Here is a 26,200-nt window from a genome sequence, read left to right as displayed (position 1 = left end):
TAAGTTATGTAATTTAATATTGTGTAGAAAGATAATTAGCTTTCTACACAATATTATAACTACTCTATAGAAGGGGCGATAACATGGGGATCACTTTTAAAGCTGTAGATAAGGATAATTGGCTTGAGTGTGTTAATTTAGAGGTATTAGAAGAACAAAATAATTTTGTTGTAAATAATACATTTTCTGTACTTCAATCTCATTATGATGATAGAAATTATCCAGTTGCAATATATGATGATAACAAAATGGTTGGATTTTTGATGTATCTTTATGATGAAGATTTTAAGGCATACAGATTACGAAGATTTATGATAGACAAGGATTATCAATGTCATGGATATGGCAAAATGGCTCTTTTAAAACTAAAAAAACTAATCAAAGATAATTATGATGATAATAAACTGTATACAAGTGTAAAACCTGAAAATAATGTTGCTAAAAAGTTATATGAAAAAGTTGGCTTTAAAAAAACTGGAGAATTACGTTGGGGCGAAGAAATTTTAAAGGTAGATTTATAAATTTGAAGAAAGGAGAATTTAGTGAGAGCTTGGTATTTACAATATATCTCTTACTAAAGATAAATTATGGATGGTAGAGAATTTGATAATTTATTAGATAAAGATTTTAGTGGAGTAATTTATATTAGTAATAAGGACGCGGAGATTTATAGTAAAGCCTATGGATATGCGGATAGAAGTAACTTTAGAGCAAATGAAATCACAACAAGATTTCCCATAGCTTCAGGCAGTAAAGTTTTTACTGCTGTATCAATATTGCAACTCATTAAAAGGGGATTATTAAATTTAAATACTACAATAGGCAGTATATTAGATTTTAATTTTCATCAAATAGACAAAGAAGTTACAGTTCATCAGCTTTTAAATCACACCTCAGGAATACCAGATTATTTTGATGAGGACATTATGGAGGATTATGAAGAACTATGGATAGATTATCCTATGTATAAAATAAGAAATTCATCAGCGCTGCTTCCACTATTCATTGAAAAGCCAATGCAATATGAAAAAGGAAGTAAATTTAAATATAATAATTCAGGATATGTAATTCTGGGCTTAATAATAGAAAAGGTAACAGGTAAAAGCTTTGATAGTTATATAAGAGAAAATATATTTGAGCCTTGTAATATGAATGATACGGGTTATTTTGAACTGGATAGATTACCTGCAGGATGTGCTAATGGATATATATATGATAAAGCTACATGAGAGTTTAGAACTAATATTTATAGTGTGGATGTGAAGGGAACAGGAGCTGGAGGAGCATTTACTACTGCTAATGATATGACAAAATTTTGGAATTGTCTCTTGGGGTATAAATTAATATCAAAGGAGCTTACACAAACTATGCTTTCGCCACAAGCACAAGATGATGGAAGCAAGTATGGATATGGAGTATGGCTATATGAAAAAGAAAATGGCTCTTATAGATATTCTCTTATGGGAGATGATCCAGGAATAAGATTTAATTCCTTTGTTGATTTAGAAAAGAACTTAAAAGTTGTAATAATGAGCAATGCTTATAACAATGTATGGAAGTACAATAAAGCTATATTAGAAATGTTTGATTAGTGTTTGGTTTAAATATAATAAATTATGCCATGTGTTAGAACAAAGTACTTTGTTATTAAATTTAATTTAATAGCAAGGCCTTATTTTTGCTCAACTTTAATATAGAACTATTTTGGATATATAAGAATTATTAAGAAAATAGTACAATTTTTTTAGGAATAAATTTGGAAATTATAAAAAGGTATTGTATCTTATGAACTTTCTAAAAGTTTAAGTGAATATTAGTTTTTATTTATAGAAATGAAGAATTAAATATAGCATTGATAATGAAAAAAATAATGTATATTCCCAAATATATATTGGTTCTACAGTATATTAAAAGTTTTAATAAATATAAATTTACTTGGTAGTTATATTAATATTTTTATATTGCAAACAAAATAAATGGAGGAATTTTTTATGAGAGAAATTATATATGATAATTATTACTGGCAAAATGATTTAGTGAGATTAAGACCTTGGAGTGAAGATGATTGGGAGTGGATTTATTATACTGGATTTGATAGTTCATTAGGTAGATTAGCAGGATATAAAGTTGATTTACCACCAACAGTTTCAGGTGCAAAAGAATATTGTAAGGGAGTAGAGAATAGTACTGCAAATAATTCTAGTATAATCTTTGCAATAGACACATTAGAGGGTATACATGTTGGAAGAATAGGTTTAGGAATAGATAATGAGAGTCATGGAACTTTTGGTGTTGGTATTAGAATTGCAGCAGAGTACCAAGGCAAGGGGTATGGAACAAGTGCTATGAAAATAATTATAAAATATGGATTTATGGAAAGACGATTAAATAAATGTTCTTCAACTGTTTTAGAGGGAAATGAAGCATCTATTAAAATGCATAAAAAACTTGGATATGAGCAGGAAGGTGTACTCAAACAAAACATTTATATGAATGGAAGATATTACGATGAAATATGTTTTGGATTAACAAAAGAAGACTATTTAAAAAATATAGCAAAGAAATAAATTCAAAAAACTTAAACAACATAGTTGATTATTTTAATAATTATGTTGATATAAATAATCTTCGCTTTTTAGAGGTGACTAATATATATAATAATCATTAAAGGGTGGGGGCGTAAAATATGTATACAAAAACTGAAATACTTAGTATAGCAAAAAACAATTGGCACTGGATTATAATTGTAAACTGAGGATAAGAAGATGAGCATAGATGGTAAAATTTATAACAAATGAGCTTTGATGTAGAATGGGGGAGAATTATGAGTATTTCTTTTAAATATTATACGGAGAAAGACTTTCTAAAATTAGAACAACTTGTCTTAAATAGTTATGCATGGGGTAATCCACCATGGGGAGTAAGTCGTCATGAATTTAGCCGTGGAGTTCACAGTGCATGGGCAAATGTAAAAGATAATTGGAGACATATAGTAGGTATATGGGAGGAAGAGGGTAATATCATTTCGGCAGTTATATGCGAAGGAGTATGGCATGGAGATGCCTTCTTCCTCTTTGATTCTTTAGAACGACAAAGAGATAGAGAACTACTAGAGAGAATGTTTCATCATGCAGAAACACATCTCTCTTGCTTTAAAAAAGGCTATGAAAATAATACAAGATACTTACATGTAGTAATTCCACCAGAATATGATTCGGTAAAAAAGATGGCAAAAGAGAGAGGATATGAGTTATCTCAAAAAGTGGAGCGAGCTTTAATACTTCCGTTTTTAGAGAAGAAATTTGATATTATACTTCCAAATGGATATAAGATAGTTGATGGAACCCAAACACCAGATTTTTTTCTTTCCAATACTCATATGTTTTCTTTTAACTATACACTTCCTATAGCGGAAACAGGAGAAAGAGGATTTCATGATTTAAGAAAAATGCCAGGGTATAAACCAGAACTTGATTTATGCGTATTGGATGATGAAGAAAAACCAGTGGGATTTGCTATCATTTGGTACAACGAAAAAATGCCTTATTGTGAATTAGAGCCCCTTGGAGTTGTATGGTGGTGTAGAAGAAAGGGAATGGGAAGGGCATTGATATATGAGGCGGCTAATCGAGTTATGAAGATGTCACCACAGTGTAGAGGAATGCTTGGAGGAGATCAGCAATTTTATTGGGATTTAGGTTTTAAAGTTGAGAGAATTAATGAAATTTGGAATTGGAGAAAAAAATTTTAATAGTACGCAATTTTCATATTTGACGAACTAAAAAGGAGAAAGAAAATGGAGGATTTTAATATAAGATTTAGAGAAATGAGTGATGATGAATTTGATAAATTCGCTGAGTGGGATATTCTAGCTTATTCAAAAGATTTAATAAAATCCGGCTTATCCAGCGAGGAAAATGCGCTTGAAAATGCAAAAAAAAGTTTTAATGAATTGCTTCCACAAGGAAAGTACACAAAGGATAATTATATTTATGTGGTTGTAAATAGTGATAATGAGGGCGTAGGGTTTATATGGTATCAAAAGTATAAGGAAGATATAGCGTTTATTTGTGATTTCTTAATACTTGAAAAGTTCCGTAAACAAGGTTATGGAAAACAGACCTTACTTTTGCTTGAAAAAGAAGCAAAAGAAAAAGGACTTAATAAAATATTACTCAACGTTTTTAAATATAACAAACCTGCTTTTTCATTATATAAAAGTTTAGAATACAAAATAAGAGATCAAAAAAATGAGAATATATCTATGTTGAAAAACATTTAAAATTTCAACGGTGCTACAATGTTTTATTGTTATATACCTGAGAAATTGAGTATAATAGGTGGACGATGCCACCTATTATTTTTTAGTAAATTAAAACTATTAGTGAAGGTTAATAGCTTGAATAAACCAAACTTCAGTGAACTAGCAAGAAAATAACAGTTGAAAAATATTATAATGTATACTTAAAAATTATGATTTTATACAATTTATAAATTTTTCGATTTAGGTATTAGATTTTGATTCATATCATATCTATGGATCGAAGTACAATATATATATACAGAACATATGATAATGTTATAGTCATATGAAAGGAAAGGAAAAAATGTATAATTACTACAGAAACTATTCGCATCCTTATTATGAGGATACCACAGACTTTTCTAATCAGTTTGATAATCAGTATACTTATTTTACTGATGATATGGAGTATGATTCATGGGCTTACTCTTTGCGATTTGCAAGGAGTGATTATTTAAATGAGTTAAAGGATTATGGACCAGATCCCTTTGTAGTTAATATTACTGAGGCTACTAAGCAAAACAATACTTTTCGTACCGCTTTATGGACAGGAGACCATTTACAGCTTACATTGATGAGCATTGATGTTGGAGATGATATAGGTTTAGAAGTTCATCCACATGTTGATCAATTCCTACGTATTGAAGAAGGACAAGGAATTGTTAAAATGGGTGATAGTAAAGATGATTTGAATTTCCTAAGAAAAGTCTATGATGATTTTGCAATCATTATACCAGCTGGTAAATGGCACAATATAATAAACACTGGTAATAAACCGCTTAAATTGTATTCTATCTATGCACCACCTAATCACCCTCATGGTACAATTCATAAAACTAAAGCAGAGGCAGAGGCTGCTGAATGAGGCTGTATTCATTTATCAAAAGAGGCTGTGAAAAATCTGCAAAAGATAGCTTTTCACAGCAGAATTAAATTATAATATAAGTTATTTTTATGGCAAGAGTAAATAGTTTAATAAATGAAGGAAAAAATCCCCCTATAGATGGGTAAGGCAAATCATAGGATATTAAAAAAATCTATATATTAATTTTTGTGGGTCAAGCATATTAAATTATGCTTTGTATTAGGGAAGATCTTATTATCTTGATAATAAGATCTTCTTTTTGCTCAACTTTAATATAGAATTGTTTTGGATATATAAGAACTATAGGATAGATAGTATAATTTTTCTAAGAAAGAAATTTGAAAGTAATGAAAAGGAATTTAAAGAGATGATTCTTAAAAAATATAAAAAGCAGTTTGAATACTCTTATACCTTTGGAGCCTTTGCAACCATTGAATTAATTAATACAAGACTAGATAAGGTTATAGGCATTGTTGTAAAGTCTAGTTATATAGAAAAGGATAATGGAATAAATTTACATGAACTATGTAGAAGTAAAAACATAGATATAAAGGTTAATGATGATATATTTTCTAGAATTACAGATAAAGAAAACTATTATGTTATAGGAATTTTTAAAAAATATAGTTTAGATTTAGATAGGAATAAGTCTCATATAGTTTTAGTTAATCCAAGTAATATGGGGAATATGGGAACTATTATTAGAACTATGGTTGGATTTGGAATGGATAATTTAGCAGTTATAAGCCCTGGAGTAGATGTATTTGATCCCAAGGTTATAAGAGCATCAATGGGAGCACTTTTTAAAATCAGTTTTAGTTACTATAGTGACTTTAATACTTATATTGAAGATTTTATTCACCATAATATTTATACTTTCATGATAGATGGAGAAAATTCCATTAAAAATATAGCAACTGATGAAGATAAATTATTTTCTTTAGTCTTTGGAAATGAAGCTACTGGTCTTGATGATAAGTTTTTAAACATTGGCACGAGTATTTCAATAGCACATTCAAAGGAAATTGATTCTTTAAATTTATCCGTAGCAGTAGGTATTGCATCTTATAAGTTTTCTAGGAATTAAAGTGAATATTAAGTTTTAATTTAAATTAAACAATAATTTTACTACAATAATAAGCTTTAAAGATTATGCTAATGCTACTTGGTAGGGAAAGTGTAAAGTGTAAAAATTATAGGGGGAAAACAATGGGATATTTAAAGAAGTTAATAGGTGAGAAATGTTATTTAGCACAAATGCTTTACGAAGATTACGAAAAATTTGCAGAGTGGTTTACGGATATGAAAACAACCATTGGACTAGGAGACGCAGCAGGCAATTATTCTATAGAAAGTACTAAAGAATTTTTTGGGGAAAATTATAGTAGCAAGGCTAATCATTTCTCAATAGTTGATTTAAAAGAAGATAAGTTAATTGGGTTCTGCTGGCTTAAAGAGATAAACTATATAGATAGAGCAACAGAATTAGCAATTTTAATAGGAGATAGTAATTTTAGGGGACAAGGTTATGGAGTGGAAGCAATGCAACTTATTATAGATTATTGTTTTAACATATTAAATCTACATAATGTGATGGTGGTTGTCTATTCTCATAATGAAAAAGCAATAGGAATGTATAAAAAAGTTGGTTTTAAGGAATTTGGAAGAAGACGGGAATCTCATTTTATAGGTGGAAAAGTTTATGATGAGGTGTATATGGATATTTTGCCTAGAGATTATAAAGGGAAATCAGTAACTGATATATATTTTCTAAAAAGTTAAATAGTAAAAAGCACAGGGGGGATCATAAATGACATTAGAGAATTATTCAAAGGAAAGAGATATATATAATTTAGGAGATGATTATGAACTTCAAAGGGCAGAGCATGAAATCTTCTCTAAATATTATGCAACTTACTATGGATTACAAAAGGCAAATGGATGGTTTAAAAAGAATTATGATATAATGCGTTCAATCATAGATGATGAAGATGATTGTTTTTGGATACTTAAGGATGGTAGGAGGATAGGAGGAGTACTTATTAAGCCTAATTTTATAGAGGGAGTATTTCTCATTCCACCTTATTCAGATGAATATGAAGTACTGAAGAAACTTAAAGAAATATTAGTTCATTGGTCAGATTCTGATAAACCTATTGAGGCATCTACAGTTGATTCATATCAAGTTAAACTATATGAAAAACTAGGTTTTATAAAAGTAGAAAGTGGCCGTTGGATGGTAAGGCCAACTGAAACTTTTAATATTAACTGGGAAGATAACTATTATGTTACTTCTCCCAAAAGAGAAGATGAATTAGAAATGGGAAAGCTACTCTATGAAGCTTTCCAAAATAATGAAGGGTTAAATTTTAATTACAGTGTACATGAGTATACTGAATGGGTTAAGGAGTATTTTGATAGCAATTTAGATGTGGAAATTTTAAATAGAGCATCTACTTTAGTATATGATAAAACTACTAAAAAATTAGTAGGAATTTGTTATATATCTATATGGCAAGAATGGCCATTGGTATCTCAAATAGCTGTAAAGCCTAGCTATGCTGGAAAGGGCATTGGAACTAAAATGCTAAAAAGTGCACTTGCAGTTTTAAATGAAGAATATCCAGTAGTTAGATTATACGTAGATATAGGAAATAAAGCAGAAGAATTATATCATAATTTAGGCTTCTTAAAGGGGCTTCAGTTAACGGATATGAAATTTGAAATAATAGAGAAGTAGTTTACTATATCTATAGGTTTTTAATTGATTAATATGATTTATATATTAATCATATTTTATATCTATTTAATCTGTAACTAATTTTATTTATATACTATAAAAAAATAGAATAAATTTTAAATTATTTATGAACTTAGATTTAATATTTCAATTGTAATATATTGATGTATAAATCTAAGTTCTTGTTTTTTTAAGTCTTAAATTTCAATAAAATACTCAAAATGGGTAGACTTCTCCTAGAAATTAAAAATTACCTTCCTATATTATATTGGATAATGTAATGTAGATTCTAAATTGATAGAATTTTTATAGCCACTTTGTGTAAGGTAAGTATTTTTATTCTTCATTATCAATTAGAGCTATGACATACTTCAAAAGTATATTCACAAAAAATTAATATTTTTTGAAGCTCAAAGATTAAATTTACCCTATCTCAACATTTAACTTATATTAATCCTTAATATCCTAGTATAGTGTATTTTACAATGAAATGAATAATGTATTTTAATTTTATTCCTTTTTACCATGATTTTACTAGTTTACAGTATGTTTTCAATTAATTTATGAAATATTCAAATATTTTTATTGCAGTTTTGCCATAAATAATATATTATATTCATGAATAATATATTGTATTAACAAATGGATTTTTAATGAATAACTGAAGAAAAAAGGAGGAGTTTACAAAAGATGGCGTTTTTAGATGGAATGATTTCACATATTAGCAACTTTCTATGGACCTATATTTTAATTGCTATGCTCATAGTAATTGGTGTGTATTTTACTTTTAAAACCAAGTTTGTTCAATTTAGAAATTTTAAAGAGATGTTTAGACTTTTAGGAGATGGTGCCACAGGGGATAAAGAAGAGAATTCTGTATCTTCCTTTGAAGCCTTTTGTATAAGTACGGCTTCTAGAGTTGGTACTGGGAATTTAGCTGGTGTAGCAACTGCAATTGCCATTGGTGGACCTGGAGCAGTATTTTGGATGTGGCTTATAGCACTTATAGGTGGTGCCTCTAGTTTTATAGAATCTACTTTGGCACAAATTTATAAAGTTAAGGATGGAGATAGCTTTAGAGGTGGACCTGCTTACTATATAGAAAAAGGACTTAAAAAGAAATGGATGGGAATGCTTTTTGCCATTCTGATAACCATTTGTTTTGGACTAGTATTCAATTCAGTTCAAGCAAATACTATAACTCTTTCTTTATACCGTTCTTTTGGATTTAATAAAACTGTTGTAGGAGCTATCTTAACAATACTTACTATTGCCATTATTTTTGGAGGAGTCAATAGAATTGCAAAAGTTTCAAGTGTTTTAGTTCCTGTTATGGCTATTTTTTATATAATAGTTGCATTATTTATAGTTGTTAAAAACTTTTCGGCAATTCCTTCCGTATTATCAATGATTTTTGAAAATGCCTTTGGTATTAATGAAGTTGTTGGTGGTGGAATTGGAGCAGCCTTAATGCAAGGTATAAAGAGAGGGTTGTTTTCAAATGAAGCTGGTATGGGTTCTGCGCCTAATGCTGCTGCAGCTGCTACAGTATCCCATCCAGTTAAGCAAGGTTTTATACAAACCCTTGGAGTTTTTACTGATACTATAATAATCTGCAGTTGTACAGCATTCATGATATTATTATCAGGTGCTCCACTTGATGGCTCAGTTAAAGGTATAGAACTTACTCAAATAGCCCTTAATAATCAAGTAGGATCTTGGGGAGGAATATTTATTTCCGTATGTATATTACTATTTGCTTTTAGTTCTATAGTTGGAAATTATTATTATGGTGAAACCAATATTCAATTTATAACAGATAAGAAAATTTATTTACAGCTTTATAGAGTTTTTGTTGGTGTGATGGTGTTCTTTGGATCTATTGTCAGCATGGATATAGTTTGGAATTTAGCTGATGTATTCATGGGACTCATGGCTATAGTAAACTTAATTGCTATTGTACTATTAAGCAAAATTGCATTAAAAGCTCTAGAAGATTACAAAAATCAGAAGAGAGCAGGTATAAAAGATCCTATATTCACTAGCAATTCTATACCTGAACTTAAAGATGAAGTAACGGAATGGTCTTAAACGGATAAGAAAATAGTTAGTTAGTAAAAAAAGACCTTTAAAATATACCCTTTGTCAAAGAAAAATTAAAAGCTTAAAATAGGTTAAGAAGATGATTTCTGTATTGAACAGGAGTCATCTTTTTTAAATTTAATTTATATTTTTCGCTACTAAATTAGTTAGATTAAATTTCTGTTAGACAGATAAACTTATTTTTTGTATCATCCTCCTTTTTAGTATATGGAGCTTTTTTAAGAGTTCCTTCTTAGCTTTTAGTAAATTATTTTTACTTTAAGGCATTTATATTTTTCTTCTATGGAAAGTTCTTTTTTCTTAGGTCTTTCGGAATTTTTTTCTTGCGTTAAAATCGATTTTTATGAAATATAAGTGTATAATATATTAAGAAGCAAATTTTACTTTAAATATATAATTATGTATTAGGTGGAAATAAAAATGAAGCAAATATTTAAATATCTAAAACCATATATTTTTCGAATGAGTATTGGACTTGCCATAAAATTTACAGGTACTATTGTAGAACTGGCACTTCCTTGGATATTATCCTATATGATTGATGAGATTATCCCATTAAAACAGGTACAACCAATTCTTATTTGGGGTGGACTTATGCTTTTGTGCTCTATTATTGCAGTGGTATTTAATATTATAGCAAATAGAATGGCTTCCAAAGTTGCAAGGGATACAACGGAGCGTGTTAGAAATGATTTGTTTTCTAAGATAATTTACCTTTCTAATAATCAAGTAGATTACTTTACATTACCTTCTTTAATTTCAAGAGTTACCTCTGATACATATAACATTCACCAGATGCTAGGTATGATGCAGAGAATTGGGGTAAGAGCACCTATCTTACTTATAGGTGGTATAATTATTACTTTTACACTAGATCCAATACTTACCTTAGTCATGATTTCAGTGATGCCTATTATATTTTTAGCAGTGACCTATGTTTCTAAGGTAGGCATTCCAATGTATTCTATTGTTCAAAAAAAGATAGACGATTTTGTAAGGGTTGTACGGGAAGATGTGACAGGAATACGAGTTATTAAAGCCTTATCAAAGGAAGATTATGAAAGAGAAAAGTTTGATTATCGTAATAAAGCTGCTGTAGAGCAAGAAAAAAAGACTGGAATGGTGATGGCTGTATTAAATCCAGTTATGAATCTATGCTTAAATCTTGGGACGGTATTGGTTATTCTAGCAGGAGCCTATAGGGTAAACAGCGGAGTTATGAAGCCAGGAGTAATTGTTGCATTTTTAACCTATGTTACATTAATTTTAAATGCTCTTTTATTTATTTCTAGGGTTTTCACCAATTATTCAAAAGCAAGCGCTTCAGCAAAACGTATAAATGGGATTTTAAATGCTGAAGAGGAATTTGTAATTAAAGATATACCAAAGATAGATAATGGATATGCCATAGAAGTTGATAATGTATCTTTTTCTTATAATCATAAAGAAAGTAATATAAGTAATATAAGCTTTGGTATTAAAAAAGGAGAGACCTTGGGCATTATTGGAGCTACAGGCTCTGGAAAGTCTACTATAGTTAAACTATTAATGAGGTTTTATGATGTGGATCAAGGGGCAATTAGAATTAATGGACAAGATGTACGATCAATTGATATGAAGGTATTAAGAGAAAAATTTGGAGTTGTATTTCAAAATGACTTTATTAGCACAGATACCCTATTTGAAAATATTCGATTTGGAAGAGATATAAGTGAAGCTGAGATAAAGGCAGCGTCAGAATATGCAATGGCTACTGAGTTCATAGAAGGAAAGACAGAGGGATTTCAAACTAAAGTAGCAGTAAGAGGTGCAGATTTAAGTGGTGGACAAAAGCAAAGATTACTAATTTCAAGAGCACTTGCAGCACATCCCGAGATTTTAATACTAGATGACTCTTCTAGTGCATTAGATTATAAAACAGATGCATCATTACGAAAGGAACTTCAAAATCATTTTAAGGAAACCACAACTATAATGATTGCTCAAAGAATTAGCTCTATTATGTCTTCTGACCATATCTGTGTTTTGGAGGATGGAGAGATAGTCGGCTATGGAACTCACCAGGAACTTATAGAAAGTTGTGATATATACAGAGAAATTAGTGAATCACAACTAGAGGAGTAAATTCCTTTAAGTAAAAAAATACCCTAAAGCAGTTTACATGGAACAAGGAGGGCATGTTGTAATTATGAAAAAGAATAAGATTCATGCTTTAAGAAGAATAATGTCCTATCTTTTAGAATATAAGGCATTAATAATTATTGCGGTTCTACTGTCTATTGGAAGTAATTTATTTGCATTAATGGGTCCTATGCTATCAGGATATGCCATAGATAGCATTGAACTGGGAAATGGTGCGGTAAACTTTAGTAAAGTATATTATTACTGTGGACTTATGATTATATTTTATATAATATCCTCTATTTTAACCTATATTTTATCAGTGATTATGCTGGAGGTTAGTAAGAGGATATCCTATAAATTAAGGAAGGACTTATTTGATCATTTACTTTCACTTCCTGTAGGGTATTTTGATACCCATGCTACGGGAGATATTATAAGTAAAATTTCCTATGATATTGATACCCTAAATGCATCTTTAACAGCAGATTTAGTTACCATTTGTGGAAGTATTATTACAGTAGTTGTATCATTTATTTCTATGGTTATGATATCCACAAAGCTAGTATTAGTTTTTGTATTTACAGTTCCGTTATCTATTATACTCACAAAGAGGATGACAAAAATTACAAGACCTATGTTTCGTAATCGTTCAAGAAAGCTTGGAGAACTAAATGGAATGGTTGAGGAATTTGTATCAGGACAGAAGACATTAAGGGCATATAATCAAGAGGAGAATACCAAGGATAAATTTAGAAGAAAGAATGAAGATGCAGTGAATGCTTATTATCGTGCAGATTATTATGGTTCTATGGTTGGGCCATCAGTTAATTTTATGAACAATTTATCTTTAACATTAATTAGTATATTTGGTGCAATCATGTACTTACATAATCAAATGAGTCTAGGAAATATTTCTTCATTTGTATTATATTCTAGGAAATTTTCTGGACCTATCAATGAATCTGCAAATATTGTAGGAGAGTTTCAATCTTCACTAGCAGCAGCAGAAAGAATTTTTCAGCTTATGGATGAGCTGACAGAAGAGAGAGATAAAGAAGATGCCAAGGAACTTTTACATGTTCATGGTGATGTAAAAGTTGATAATATATCCTTTGGATATACAGCAGATAAAATAATTCTTAAAAATCTTAGTATGGAGGCACCATCCGGAAATATGATTGCCATTGTTGGACCTACTGGGTCAGGAAAAACTACATTGATTAATCTTCTTATGAGATTTTATGATGTAAACCATGGAAGTATCTATGTAGATGAGATGGAGATAAGGGACATAACAAGGGAAAGTCTTAGAAAATCCTATGCTATGGTACTACAGGATACTTGGCTATTTCAAGGAACTATCTTTGAAAATATTGCTTATGGTAGTGAAAATGTTACCTTAGAAGATGTAATAAACGCAGCTAAGGCAGCCAAAATTCACTCTTATATAAAAAGACTTCCAAATGGATATGATACGATTCTTACAGATGATGGAACTAATATATCCAAAGGTCAAAAGCAGTTACTAACAATAGCCAGAGCCATGCTTTTAGATTCTAAAATGCTTATTTTAGATGAGGCAACCTCTAACGTTGATACAAGAACGGAAATACAAATTCAGCAGGCTATGAGAAATCTTATGAAAGGTAAAACATGCTTTGTTATAGCACATAGGCTTTCTACTATAAAAAGTGCTGACCATATATTAGTAGTAAAGGATGGTAACATAATAGAGCAGGGAAATCATAAAGAATTAATAAGACAAAAGGGCTTTTATAGCCAATTATATTATTCACAGTTTGAGTAAAGGTCATTTAAATTAATAACCTATAAACGTAGAGAAGATACTGCGTTTATAGGTTTTTCTATTTTAAATTGAGATGCTGTTTTAAAATAATACTAATTCTTATGGTTAAATGTTAAAGTAAATCTCTCTGCTCAACTTTAATACAGAATTATTTTGGATATATAAGATTAGAGTGATAAATGGTAATATTTTCATAAGGATAGATAATGGAGGGGAAGGGGCATGAAGGTTGAAAGATTAAGAGATGAAATGGTTGAAGCCTTTATTGAGTATTGTAAGAAGTATAGAGAGGATCCTAATGATGAAGGATTAAGTGATATAGATTTAGAGAGTTTTGAGATTAATAAAGAAAATCCAACTTATATATTAGTGAGTGATAATAATATTAAAGGGGCGATTTCCATCATTTTAGATGACTTCTATAAACAGGGAGGAATGGGTAGATTAAGGATATTTCATAGCATTGAAAATAAAATAGATAATTATAAGAGTATGCTTAGAGCAATATTGGAAGAAATAGAAGGCATAGATAAAATATTTATATATATAGATCAAAAGAATGAGGTTATGGCTGAAATATTAACAGCTTTACAATTTAAGTTAGGTGGATATAGTTTTACTATGATTAGAGAGGATAGAGAAGTTCCTAAAGCTACTTTTCCAGAGGGATATGAGTTAAGGACTTTTAAAGAAAATAGGGATGAAATGGATTGGTGTAAGGTTAGAAATATTGGATTTCCAGAGGATCCTCCAAGAACACCAGAAAATGTTTGTTTATATTGGAAGAGTGAGCCACAGTGCCATTTAGAAGATGGAATGATGTTACTTTATTATAATGAGGAACCTATAGGAACTATACGTGCTTCAGTGGAATTTGAAGCAGGAGAAGCATATACATACATATCTGTTGTGTGTGTAAATCCAGAGTATAGAGGAAAAGCGCTAGGTAGAAATTTATTAAGAGCAGCAATAGATTATGGAAGAAGTAAAGGAATGCCTAAGGCTATGCTCTGTGTAGAGGTGGAAAATGAGAGTGCATTAAATCTATATCTTAGAGAAGGTTTTACAAAATATAAAGCAAGTGTAGAGTATGAATATAATTGGAGGAGAAAACATGAAATATAAGTTTGTTGCAATGAACAAAGAGTATGCAAGAGAGATGATTAATAATTGGAAATATGAAGGCGAATATTCCGTATATGATTACTGCAATGAAAAAGAAGTATTATTAGAAGAAGAAAGCTGGGGTTTTGGAAAATTTGCAGCTTTAGATGAGAATAATAATTTAATAGGGGAGCTTACTATAGAATTTTTTGAAGAGGTTGATGAAAGCTCTGAAGACGATGGATATGTAGATATAAAAATAGTAAAAGATAATCCAAATAAAATTTATGAAATGTGGATAGGCTTTGGATTAAGACCGGATTTAACTGGACAAGGATTGGGTAGTGAATATGTATCAGAATGTATAGATTTTGCAACAAATCATCATAATTATAAAGGAGATTATCTTAGATTAGGGGTGGCAGAATTTAATAAGAGAGCAATAAAAGCATATGAAAAAGCAGATTTTAAACAGTTTAATACTTATGAGGGAGAAATAGCAGGCAAGAAATTTAAGATTTTATGGATGAGAAAGGCTTTAAGAACAAGGAAAGAGTAGATACTTTATTATAATAACTAAACATTTAAATATTTATGATTTAAGCATAAAGAACCTCTATAAAGTAAATATTAAATATATTTTTCAAAATATTAAGTATAGATGGCTTAAAACTGCTAAAGATTTTAAATAATCTTTAGCAGTTTTTAATTATATAATTTTATTTCTAAGTGTTATAATTATAAAAAGAGAATTAGGCACATGAAAATAAATAATAAGTCAAAGATGCGACGGATATTTTGTGTCAGACAAGGAAGCAGGTTCCGTTGCTAGTAGAGCTATCAGCGGGTTCTGCTGACGCAGTATTACACAAAATAGACTAGCATACTGACTTATTATTTATTTGAATGTGCCTTATGCAAATATTATTTATGCATTAACAGAATAAGGAGATAATACTATGGAATTATGGGACATCTTAGATAAAGATGGAAATAGAACAGGAAAAGTAGCTCCCAGAGGTAGTAAGATGAGTGAGGGTGAATATCATCTTGTTGTATTCATATGGATAGAAAATGTAGATGGAAATTTTATAATATCAAGAAGAAGTCCAAATAAAACTAATGCAAACAAATGGGAAACAGTAGGTGGTTCAGTTATTGCAGGAGAAGAAAGTTTAGAAGCTGCTTTAAGAGAAGTTAAAGAAGAGTTAGGAATAGAGTTAAAAGTAGAAAATGGAGGATTACTTAGAAGGGTTAGATTTGATACTAAAAATCCTTGGATTGCAGATATTTATCACTTTAGACAGAAAATCGATATTAATGAAGTTATTCCTCAGCAAGGAGAAGTAAGTGAAGTTAAATTAATGACTAAAGAAGATATATTAGAAATTATAGAAAGTAGAGATTTTTTCTATGGGGATATGTACTTAGAATATGTAGGACACTATTTATTTAAGTAATTTTATTATATTATAGCAATGTGAAGAAAATTTTTATTATCACGGGAAGAGTGAGATTTTTAAAGTGAGATAAGAAAGACATAGTTAATGAATTTATGTTATGGATAAAAGTAAGAAAGTCTTAGAAAATGTTATTATTAATATGAATAATTGAGGTGAAGTATGAATAAAAATTTTTTAAAGAAATATTTAGAAACTCTTGGAGCATCTTTAGTTGGATTTGCAGATTTGAGAGATATTGATATTGAAGCACGTAAGAGTATGGACTATGGCATATCCTTTGGGATTAAATTAAATACTAAGATTATAAGAGAGATTAATTGTGGGCCAACAAAAGAATATTGGGAGGAGTATAAGAAGATAAATAATGCTTTGGATGAAATTGCTATAGCTTGCGTTAGCTATATAGAAAACTTAGGTTATAATGCAATAGGACAAACCTCTACTTATGTCACTAGTGATGATAATTTAGCCACATTGTTACCACATAAAACTGTAGCTACAAGGGCAGGGTTAGGTTGGATAGGTAAAAATGCATTATTAATTACACCTGAATATGGATCTGCTATACGTATTTCTTCAGTTTTAACTAATATGCCACTTGAAACAAATAGTCCAATTAATGAATCTAGATGTGGCAGATGTGAGAAATGTAGATTATCATGCCCAGCGGAAACAATTAAAGGACAGCTATGGAATATAAAATTAAAAAGGGAGGAATTAATAAATCCTTTTAAATGTAGGCAAAAAGCTAGAGAGTTATCAAAAAAACAAGTAGGATCTGAACTTTCATTATGCGGTAAATGTATAGAGGTATGTCCATTTACACAAAGATATATAAGTTGTAATTAATGAGAATGTATTAAAGGAGATAAAAAGGCATATATTGAGAATTTAAGGAAGATAGTTGTATACAGATCACTAATTTAGTTATTAGAAATGAGTAGGTGTTTAAAAGCAAAAAGGATATCCAAATATGAACATAATTTTCTGATGATAATAAATATTCGTATAAATCAAATTATTTTATATGTAGTTAAAAAGATAAATGGAGGTGAATATCATTGGATTCTTAATAATATAGATATTCCAATGAAAATGACATGCGTGTAATAAAAAGATTAGAAGAATGTAATATAGAAAGTTTTGTAGAAATAGTAGCTAATGCATACCCATCTAATGGAATATTTACAAAGGAAGATAAGGGAAGGTTTAAAAATAATATTATCAAGGTTCAAAATGAAAGGCAAAATGTTAATTTCTATGGAGTATTTGAAGATTTAGTACTTCTTGGAGGAATGAGATATCATGATTTCAACATGAATTTACTAAATCAAAAGATTAAAGCTGGTGGAGTAGGGTGTATTGCTGTTGATTTAATTCATAAAAAAGAAAAGGTTGCAATAGATATTATTAAAGATTTTATCTATCATTACAGAAACCAAGGGGTTTCAATGGCATTATTATATCCTTTCAGGCCAGATTTTTATAAAAAGATGGGTTTTGGATTTGGTACAAGCATAAATCAATTTAGGGTAAAACCTTGCAATTTACCAAAGGGTACAAGTAAGGCACATATTCAATTTTTAAATATTGAGGATATACATGAGCTTTGTAATTTTTATAATAAAATGGTAATGGAAACTAATGGACTAATTGAAAAACATGATTATGAATTTAAAATTTTATTTGATAATGCTTCAAATAAAATTTTAGCATACAGAGTTAAGGATGAAATAAGGGGTTATGTGGTTTTTGAATTTAAAAAAGGGGATACAGAGGCTTTTACAATTAATGATATGGTTATAAAAGAATTTTTTTATGAAGATCCAGAAGTATTCCTTGAGTTTATGACCTTCTTTAATAGTCAAAATGATCAAATAAGATATATACTTTTTAATACTCAAGATGAAAATTTTAGATTTGCTTTAGAAGATCCAAGAGATGGGGCAGATATAATACTTACTGGTGTATATCATCAATGCAGTAGGCAAGGAACGGGAATAATGTACAGAGTAATAGATGTGTCTAAGCTTTTCAAGGATTTAGAAGGCCATAACTTTAAAAATCAAAATTGCAGACTTAAACTAACGATTGCTGATACCCTTATAAAAGAAAATAATGGAAGTTATATAATTCATTTTAATGACGGAAAAGCCACTTTAAATAAAAATAAAGATTTTGACGTAGAACTTATGATGGATGTTTCAGATTTTTCATCGCTTATTACCTGTGTTGTAGATATTAATAGTCTTTATAGATATGGAAAAGTTAAAATTTCAAATGTTGAGTATTTAAAAGTATTAAATAAAATATTTTCATCAGATGAAAAACCAATCTGTATGACACAGTTCTAAACTAAATTATTTATAATTAAAAATAAATAAAAAACTTACTAATAGGTAATCTAAATAAATATAGATTTTACAATTTATAATTAAGATTATATTAGTCATATCTTAAATAATTTCTTTAAGAATTTTCAAGAAAAGTGATTGTGCGCTTTTCTTATCTCATTGTAAGAATTTATAGAGTAATATTAAAAGAAATTATGATGAGATTATTAATGCTAGTGGAAAATATATAATTCCAGGTGATATTGGTGTTCGCATCCATTTTAATTTAGATATAGGAATAGCCATAGCAAATAAGGATATCCTGTATTAACTATGGTAAGAGGAGAGATAATAGTAAAGGCAATCAATTTATAGATAAAAAGAGTTATGGAAAATTTATTAAAAGAAAATTATAGAATTTTATTAAAATTTTGTAAATATGTGTTAATATGAAATTATATTAAATCTAAAATAATGACTATGTTTTAAAATACTGTTATTTTTTATAAGCATTATAACAATTAAATCATAATTAATAATAAAAACATAGTCTAAGTAATTGGGAGGGAACCATGAGCGAAGTAAAAAAGTTAAAAATTAGAGAAGAAGTTCCTGAAAAGTACAAATGGAATGTTAAGAAAATGTATTTGGACGAGAAAGCTTGGGAATCAGACTTTATTAAAGCAAAAGAAATAGCACCTAAATTATTAGATTATAAAGGGAAATTGAAGGATCCTAATATGCTTTTAGGATATTTAGAAAGTTATGTTAAAGTTTCAAACTTAGTAGAGGATTTATATGTATATGCTCATCTTAGAAGTGATGAAAATACAGCAAATACTAAGTATCAAGTTCTTTTAGATAGAATAAGAGCTTATCTTACAGAGGTAAATAGCATAACCTCTTTCTTTGTACCGGAAATATTAACTTTAAGGGAAGAGGATATTAACAAGGCTATAGATGAGTTAGAGCCACTAAAACTTTATGAAAAATATTTGAAGGATATATTAGAACAAAAACCTCATATACTTAGTGAAGAAGGGGAAAAGTTATTAGCATCTGCAGAAAATTCACTATCAGCTCCAGGAAATATATTTAATATGCTAACCAATGCAGATATGACTTTTCCTATAATACAAGATGAAAATAATTATTCAATTGAACTTACAGAAGGAAATTATTCTGTATTTATAAGATCAAAAAATAGAAGAGTTAGACAGGAGGCTTTTAACAGTTTATTTAGCACATATAAAAAATATAAAAATACTTTAGCCACTACTTATACGTCTTCACATAAGAGTTTTATCTTTAAGTCAAAGGCTAGACATTATAATTCTTCGCTAGAAAGTTCATTAAAGCCAAATAAAATTCCTCTTGAGGTTTATCATAATGTAGTAGATACTATCAATAATAATTTAAAATCCCTTCACAGGTATGTGTCACTTAAAAAGAAATTGTTAAATTTAGATGAAATTCATATGTATGATTTATATGTACCTAATATAGAGACTCCTAGATTTGATATACCTTATGAAGAAGGAGTAAAAATCTGTATTGAAGCATTAAAACCAATGGGAGAGGAATATCTAAATATATTTAAAGAAGGCATAGAAGATAGATGGATTGACGTATATGAAAGCAAAGGAAAAAGAGGAGGCGCTTATTCTAGCGGAAGCTATAATAGCATGCCATATGTACTTTTAAATTATAATAATCAAATAAATGATGTTTCCACACTTGCTCATGAAATGGGGCATTCTATACACTCTTATTATTCAAAGAAAAATCAGCCATATATTTATGCAGATTATGTATTGTTTTGTGCTGAAGTTGCTTCTATAACTAATGAATGCATACTTATGGATTATTTAATAAAAAAAGAAGAAGATAAAATTAAAAAATTATACTTGATTAATGAACAGCTTGAAAGCATAAGAACTACTGTTTTTAGACAAACAATGTTTGCTGAATTTGAACTTATTACCCATGAAAAAATGGAAGCAGGAGAAGCATTGTCTAGTGATGATTTGTGTAGTATATATCATGATTTAAATGTAAAATACTTCGGAAAAGATATGATTGTAGATAGTGAAATAGATATGGAATGGTCAAGAATTCCTCATTTCTATAGAGATTTTTATGTCTATCAATATGTAACAGGTTTTGCAGCGGCAAATTCATTTTCACAAATGATAATAAATGGAGGAGCCCAAGATGTAGAAAGATTTAAAGGCTTTTTAAAAGCAGGAAGTAGTGATTATCCAATAAACATACTTAAAAATGCAGGTGTTGATATGACAACGCCAAAACCACTAGAAGATACTATAAAAAGATTCGATATGTTATTAGACATGTTAGAAAAGGAAATATAAAATTATTTTAAAATCAAGGTTATCAATATAAAACTCATTGGTAACTTTGATTTTTTTGATAAGCAACATTAAGGAATTTTTTGTATAATAAAGATATAAAAATAAAGTGGTATTATATTTTTTTACGAAAATATTAGAAATAATAAATTTTATGATAAAACTATAAGTTATTAATGAATTTGCGAATAAAAATAGTATATAATTATTATAGAAATTTGAATATTTTCTTTAGGGGGATAAGGATGGATATTAATTGTGAAACCTGTTATTTGTACCAGATTGCAGACATTAATTTATCTAGCAGGACTTTAAAGGAAACTACAGAAATTAATAGTAGTTATAAGTTAATTGATGAGAGTTGTATTGATATTTTTAAACAAAGAATAATTAATACTAAGCCTGTAGAAAATTTTAGTATGTTATATGAAAATGTTAACATAGCTAGAAAAGGTGATATTATTTTTTCTTTAAAACAAAATTTTATTAAAGGAGAGTTGTGTGCTGCACTAATCCAAGAAGATAATATTTTGGTATCTAATAATTCCTTTGCACTTATTATACCAAAAGACAAGAATAAATCAGATGATTTGATGTTTTTACTTAAGGATGATTATGTTATATCTCAAATTAAACCATTAGACACAGGTAGCAATTATTTTAATATTACTGTAAAAGAATTAAACAACATATTAATACCAACACAAATACCAACATAATTTATATATTTAGTGCTGATAGAGTTTTCTATCAGCATTTATTTTTTTGCAATAAATATAAAAAATAGATTATTTATTTTAGAAGAGAGTACTTTTTTAAAGACATATATATATGAAAAATTATATAAAAAACTGTATATTTATATAATTTTTATACTATATAGTTTTAAATCAAGTTTCTGATGAGTATATTTTAATATAGGCATATTATATTTATTTAATTGAGAATTGAAAATGGACGATTGACAATTAAGGTTGAAATTAGTTTCGATCAAACTAATTTCTTCAAATAGGCTTTTCGATAAAAGTGACTATGCACTTTAAAAAGAGATAAATTCAAACTTCTCTCTTATGAGAGAAGTTTGAATTTATCTCTATTGTCAATAGTCAACTCTTAATTGTATAAATATTAGGCAATGTAATAAAATTTTGGGGGATATTTATGGATTTACAGTTATATTTAGATAATCTAAGTGAAATATTTAGAAAGAACTTCGAACTTCACAAAGATGTAGTAATTTTTGATAAAAAGTTAAATTTATATGGAAAATATAAAGATATAGGTGGAAGAACCTTTCTGACTAAAAATGATGTTATAGATAAATTCGAAGTATATGAACATTGCTTAATAGAGGGCTATAATGATTTAAAATATCAGGATTTAGTAGAATTTTCACATTATCTAAAAGATATGACTATAAAACTAGTAAATCCAAATGGAGAACACAAAAGTTCTATAATAACAGGAATTATAGTTAGCAAAACTAATACCTCCAAGGATATTTGGGATTATACAAAAAAATTCAAATACAATAAGTATTATAAGTTTACACTTCATGGTTGGAGTACCATAAAGCTTGTAGTTATAGATTTATCTAGTAGTAAGATTATAACTAACAAAGCTGCTAAAGAAGACTATAAGGTGTATTTACACACCTTAAGTAATAAATAAAGGAGGATAAATAGCTGTTAAAGAAAAGTTATGAAATGTTATAAAAACTTACTATTTATTAATAGACTTTTAAAATAGTTGATTTATCTAATAATTTTGAAAGTGATATGTAATTTCCAGTAGAATATTTTTAAATTTTAGTATCTATAGTATTAGATATAGTAATTGTTGTTTTAAAATTTTTAATCCTTATTTTATCATCTCAAAGCTATTATATAAAGGTAGTATTTGGATATAATAGTTATTAGAAAGTGAGGTGATAAATTTGATAAAAGCACTAAATATAAGATTATATCCAACAGAGGAACAAATAAATTTAATTTATAAACACATTGGTTGTATGAGATTTGTTTATAATTGGGCATTATCAAAGCAAATAGAAAATTATAAAACCAATAATAAAAATCTATCAGTTTCAGAATTAGGTAAAGAATTAACTATTTTAAAGAATACTGAAGGTTATCAGTGGCTTTATGAAGCATCCAATGCAACATTAAAAGAAAGCATTAGAGATTTAGATAAAGCATATAAAAATTTCTTTAATGGCAGTAAATTCCCTAAATTTAAAAGTAAGAAAAAATCAAAGCCTAAATTTTATAGTAGGTATGACAAAGTTTACTTCAAAGAAGATTTTGTAAACCTTGAAAAGATAGGTAAAGTTAAATGCCGAGTAGATTATGATATTGATTTAACTACTATAAAAAGATTTAAAAATCCTAGAATACATTTTAATGGTAGAGTGTGGATACTTTCAGTAGGTGTTGAAACACCAGTAGAAAAAACTAAATTAAACAATTTTAGTTTAGGAGTAGATCTCGGGATAACTCAATTAGCAATAACTAATATAGATAATTTAGATGCTAGAAATATTAACAAAACACATAAAGTCAAAAAATTAAATAAAAGATTAAAAAAATTGCAAAGGCAATGTTCAAAGAAGTATGAAAAAAATAAAAAAGGAGGTAGTTACCAAAAAACTAGGAACATTGCAAAACTTGAAAAGAAGATTAAAAAATTTCATAGTAAACTCAAAAATATTAGACTAAATCATATCCATCAAACCACTTCTAAAATGGTGAAAGCCAAGCCTTACAGGGTGGTAATGGAAGATTTAAAAGTGTCTAATATGATGAAAAATAAACACTTATCAAAGGCAATAGGAGAGCAAGGATTTAATATATTTATAAATCAAATGAAATATAAATGTGAACGGTGTGGTATTGAGTTTATTAAAGTACCTGTATTTTATCCTTCAAGTAAAACCTGCAGTCATTGTGGCTCTATTAATAGAGATTTAAAACTTTCAGATAGAACCTATAAATGTTCTTGTGGTTTTAGTTGTGATAGAGATAAAAATGCTAGTTATAATCTTGCAGACTATGGTTTAGTATAATCAACTAAAAAAGATTAACTAAATTGGGTAATCGTTACAACCCACTACCTTAATAGGTAGCAAAGCCTATAGAGTGTTATACCAAAGGAAAGTAGCTTAGGCAAAATCGGACATTATGAAGTAGGAAATAAACAAAACTAAAAACTTATATAATCTTCTTATGGAGTTTTTTAGCGTTTTGGTAACGGCTATAAATGAACGCACTGTTATTATTAGTTATTTCAATTATAGTATTCTTAATAGCTTATGTAACCTATGGTGCATGGTTAACTAAAAAATGGGGTATTGATGTTAATAGAAAAACACCAGCTCATACTAAGTTTGATAATATGGATTATGTGCCATCAAATTCTAAAGTGCTATTAGGACATCACTTTTCTTCAATTGCAGGTGCAGGACCCATAACTGGACCAATATTAGCAGCAGTTTTTGGATGGATTCCTGTATACTTATGGATATTAGTTGGGAGTGTATTTGTAGGAGGTGTTCATGATTATAGTGCCTTATTTGCATCTATAAGACATGATGGAAAAACTATAGGAGAAATAATTAAAACCAATTTAGGTAATAAAGGCAAAATACTATACAACATTTTTGCATGGTCTACTATTGTATTAATAGTAGCTGCTTTTACTGATATTTGTGCTTCAACTTTTGCTTATGATCCCAATAATTTAATAGGAGCACAAGCAGGAACAGCATCTATACTTTTTATATTCATATCAATGGCTTTTGGATTTGCTGTTTATAGAAAAGGATCTAAGCTTGGAATTTCCACATTAATTGGAGTTATACTTTTATTTTTCTGTATATGGCTTGGATATATGTTTCCTTTTATAAAATTAACAAAATTTCAATGGAATATAGTATTAATTATATATATAACCTTGGCATCTACTTTACCAGTATGGATATTACTACAACCTAGGGATTATTTGTGCTCGTTTCTTTTATATGCAATGATTATAGGAGGAGTACTAGGAATATTGATTTATAGGCCTTCAATGGCAATACCTGCTTTTAGTGGTTTTAAGGTTAACAATCAAACACTATTTCCATTCTTATTTGTAACTGTTGCTTGTGGAGCAGTATCAGGATTTCACTCTCTTATAGGGTCAGGAACCTCATCAAAGCAAATTGATAAAGAATCTGATGCCAAATTAATAGGTTATGGTTCCATGCTCATTGAAGGTATTGTGGCAATTATAGCCTTAATAACTGTTGGATATTTAGCAAATTCTGAGGGAGCTCCTTCAGTAGTATTTGCAAACGGATTATCTGTATTTATGAATAGTTTTGGATTACCACTTCAGATAGGTAAGGTATTTACTATGCTTACTTTTTCAGCTTTTGCATTAACTAGTCTTGATACAGCAACAAGGATTGGAAGGTATATATTCCAAGAATTCTTTGACAAAGAAAAAGAAAGTAAGAGTTTAGGTAGCAATAAATATTTTGCTACATTTGCTACCATAGGAGCATCAATTTTATTATTAGCTTATGGATACAATAAAATTTGGCCTATATTTGGATCAGCAAATCAACTATTAGCGGCTCTTTCTTTATTAGCAGTTTCAGCTTGGTTATCCAGTATAGGGAAAAAATATACTATGGCTTTAATACCTATGATATTTATGTTTATAGTTACATTGACATCATTAACAATGCTAATACGCCAATATTTTACTGCAGCTACGTCAAATATAGTATTAGGGGTATTTGCTGTAATATTATTAATATTAGCACTAATTTTATTAATAGAAACTTATAGACTTATAATTAAAAAGAAAAAAGCATAGTTTTTGGAGGCTGTCTCAAAAGAGACTGCCTCTTACTTTTTTAATTTACTGAAATAATATATTGTTTTAATACAATTTAAGAGCTTATGAAACACAAGTTTCTAGTATTTTTGTAAATTTATTATA

At 28.7% G+C, this 26,200-nt stretch carries 23 protein-coding genes and 1 pseudogene; 23 read left to right on the top strand and 1 reads right to left on the bottom strand.

Features of this window, described 5'->3' with window-relative positions:
* The first annotated feature begins 83 nt into the window (after positions 1–83).
* The 11 genes from ACWPW7_RS15795 to ACWPW7_RS15745 all read left to right on the top strand — a co-directional run bounded on the left by ACWPW7_RS15795 (position 84) and on the right by ACWPW7_RS15745 (position 9,999).
* Entirely contained in the window at positions 84–521 is a 438-nt protein-coding gene (locus ACWPW7_RS15795) for a GNAT family N-acetyltransferase (protein ID WP_454054286.1), read from the top strand.
* Positions 522–587: 66 nt separating this feature from the next.
* On the top strand, positions 588–1,229 hold the full coding sequence (locus ACWPW7_RS15790) for a serine hydrolase domain-containing protein (protein ID WP_454054285.1): 642 nt from the start codon (positions 588–590) through the stop codon (positions 1,227–1,229).
* 24 nt (positions 1,230–1,253) lie between these two features.
* Positions 1,254–1,592, top strand: a complete 339-nt coding sequence (locus ACWPW7_RS15785; RefSeq protein WP_454054284.1) for a hypothetical protein — start codon at positions 1,254–1,256, stop codon at positions 1,590–1,592.
* Positions 1,593–1,991: 399 nt separating this feature from the next.
* Positions 1,992–2,567 (top strand): GNAT family N-acetyltransferase, encoded by a 576-nt coding sequence (locus ACWPW7_RS15780; protein ID WP_454054283.1) that lies wholly within the window; start codon positions 1,992–1,994, stop codon positions 2,565–2,567.
* Positions 2,568–2,824: 257 nt separating this feature from the next.
* On the top strand, positions 2,825–3,751 hold the full coding sequence (locus ACWPW7_RS15775) for a GNAT family N-acetyltransferase (RefSeq protein WP_454054282.1): 927 nt from the start codon (positions 2,825–2,827) through the stop codon (positions 3,749–3,751).
* A 45-nt stretch (positions 3,752–3,796) separates the two neighbouring features.
* Positions 3,797–4,282, top strand: a complete 486-nt coding sequence (locus ACWPW7_RS15770) for a GNAT family N-acetyltransferase (RefSeq protein WP_454054281.1) — start codon at positions 3,797–3,799, stop codon at positions 4,280–4,282.
* 325 nt (positions 4,283–4,607) lie between these two features.
* Positions 4,608–5,168, top strand: a complete 561-nt coding sequence (locus ACWPW7_RS15765; RefSeq protein WP_454054280.1) for a cupin domain-containing protein — start codon at positions 4,608–4,610, stop codon at positions 5,166–5,168.
* A gap of 259 nt (positions 5,169–5,427) precedes the next feature.
* Complete coding sequence (locus ACWPW7_RS15760) at positions 5,428–6,255, top strand: TrmH family RNA methyltransferase (protein ID WP_454054279.1); 828 nt, start codon at positions 5,428–5,430, stop codon at positions 6,253–6,255.
* Between the two features lie 122 nt (positions 6,256–6,377).
* A complete protein-coding gene (locus ACWPW7_RS15755) occupies positions 6,378–6,950 on the top strand; it encodes a GNAT family N-acetyltransferase (RefSeq protein ID WP_454054278.1) in 573 nt (190 codons plus the stop codon).
* A 28-nt stretch (positions 6,951–6,978) separates the two neighbouring features.
* Positions 6,979–7,908: a GNAT family N-acetyltransferase gene (locus tag ACWPW7_RS15750; protein ID WP_454054277.1), complete on the top strand. Its 930-nt coding sequence runs from the start codon at positions 6,979–6,981 to the stop codon at positions 7,906–7,908.
* Positions 7,909–8,598: 690 nt separating this feature from the next.
* Positions 8,599–9,999 carry an alanine/glycine:cation symporter family protein gene (locus ACWPW7_RS15745; RefSeq protein WP_454054276.1) on the top strand — a complete coding sequence of 467 codons (1,401 nt, stop codon included), beginning with the start codon at positions 8,599–8,601 and terminating at the stop codon, positions 9,997–9,999.
* Between the two features lie 73 nt (positions 10,000–10,072).
* On the opposite strand, the pseudogene ACWPW7_RS15740 reads toward ACWPW7_RS15745, so the two are convergent.
* A pseudogene (locus tag ACWPW7_RS15740) lies at positions 10,073–10,144 on the bottom strand (IS3 family transposase); the annotation flags it as partial.
* A gap of 287 nt (positions 10,145–10,431) precedes the next feature.
* On the opposite strand from ACWPW7_RS15740, the gene ACWPW7_RS15735 reads away from it, so the two are divergent.
* From ACWPW7_RS15735 to ACWPW7_RS15680, 12 genes are all read left to right on the top strand, one after another.
* Positions 10,432–12,135 (top strand): ABC transporter ATP-binding protein, encoded by a 1,704-nt coding sequence (locus ACWPW7_RS15735; protein WP_454054275.1) that lies wholly within the window; start codon positions 10,432–10,434, stop codon positions 12,133–12,135.
* 64 nt (positions 12,136–12,199) lie between these two features.
* Entirely contained in the window at positions 12,200–13,942 is a 1,743-nt protein-coding gene (locus ACWPW7_RS15730; protein WP_454054274.1) for an ABC transporter ATP-binding protein, read from the top strand.
* A 222-nt stretch (positions 13,943–14,164) separates the two neighbouring features.
* Positions 14,165–15,067: a GNAT family N-acetyltransferase gene (locus tag ACWPW7_RS15725; RefSeq protein ID WP_454054273.1), complete on the top strand. Its 903-nt coding sequence runs from the start codon at positions 14,165–14,167 to the stop codon at positions 15,065–15,067.
* A complete protein-coding gene (locus ACWPW7_RS15720; protein WP_454054272.1) occupies positions 15,057–15,605 on the top strand; it encodes a GNAT family N-acetyltransferase in 549 nt (182 codons plus the stop codon). The genes ACWPW7_RS15725 and ACWPW7_RS15720 overlap by 11 nt, the downstream gene beginning before the upstream one ends.
* A 400-nt stretch (positions 15,606–16,005) precedes the next feature.
* Positions 16,006–16,506, top strand: coding sequence for an NUDIX hydrolase (locus tag ACWPW7_RS15715; RefSeq protein WP_454054271.1), 501 nt, complete (start codon positions 16,006–16,008; stop codon positions 16,504–16,506).
* Positions 16,507–16,668: 162 nt separating this feature from the next.
* Positions 16,669–17,358 carry a 4Fe-4S double cluster binding domain-containing protein gene (locus tag ACWPW7_RS15710; protein WP_454054270.1) on the top strand — a complete coding sequence of 230 codons (690 nt, stop codon included), beginning with the start codon at positions 16,669–16,671 and terminating at the stop codon, positions 17,356–17,358.
* A 251-nt stretch (positions 17,359–17,609) separates the two neighbouring features.
* On the top strand, positions 17,610–18,863 hold the full coding sequence (locus ACWPW7_RS15705; protein WP_454054269.1) for a GNAT family N-acetyltransferase: 1,254 nt from the start codon (positions 17,610–17,612) through the stop codon (positions 18,861–18,863).
* A 551-nt stretch (positions 18,864–19,414) separates the two neighbouring features.
* Complete coding sequence (pepF, locus tag ACWPW7_RS15700; RefSeq protein WP_454054268.1) at positions 19,415–21,214, top strand: oligoendopeptidase F; 1,800 nt, start codon at positions 19,415–19,417, stop codon at positions 21,212–21,214.
* Between the two features lie 242 nt (positions 21,215–21,456).
* Complete coding sequence (locus ACWPW7_RS15695; protein WP_454054267.1) at positions 21,457–21,930, top strand: hypothetical protein; 474 nt, start codon at positions 21,457–21,459, stop codon at positions 21,928–21,930.
* Between the two features lie 442 nt (positions 21,931–22,372).
* Positions 22,373–22,882 (top strand): hypothetical protein, encoded by a 510-nt coding sequence (locus ACWPW7_RS15690; protein ID WP_454054266.1) that lies wholly within the window; start codon positions 22,373–22,375, stop codon positions 22,880–22,882.
* Between the two features lie 265 nt (positions 22,883–23,147).
* Positions 23,148–24,275 carry an RNA-guided endonuclease InsQ/TnpB family protein gene (locus tag ACWPW7_RS15685; protein WP_454054265.1) on the top strand — a complete coding sequence of 376 codons (1,128 nt, stop codon included), beginning with the start codon at positions 23,148–23,150 and terminating at the stop codon, positions 24,273–24,275.
* A 194-nt stretch (positions 24,276–24,469) separates the two neighbouring features.
* The gene (locus ACWPW7_RS15680) at positions 24,470–26,074 is read left to right on the top strand and encodes a carbon starvation CstA family protein (protein ID WP_454054264.1); all 1,605 of its coding nucleotides are present in this window, start codon (positions 24,470–24,472) and stop codon (positions 26,072–26,074) included.
* The last annotated feature ends 126 nt before the right edge of the window (positions 26,075–26,200 follow it).

The organism is Clostridium sp. Marseille-Q7071 (genome assembly GCF_965112025.1).
Note: the sequence above shows the minus strand (reverse complement) of the source record. Positions and strands in the feature narration are given on the sequence as shown.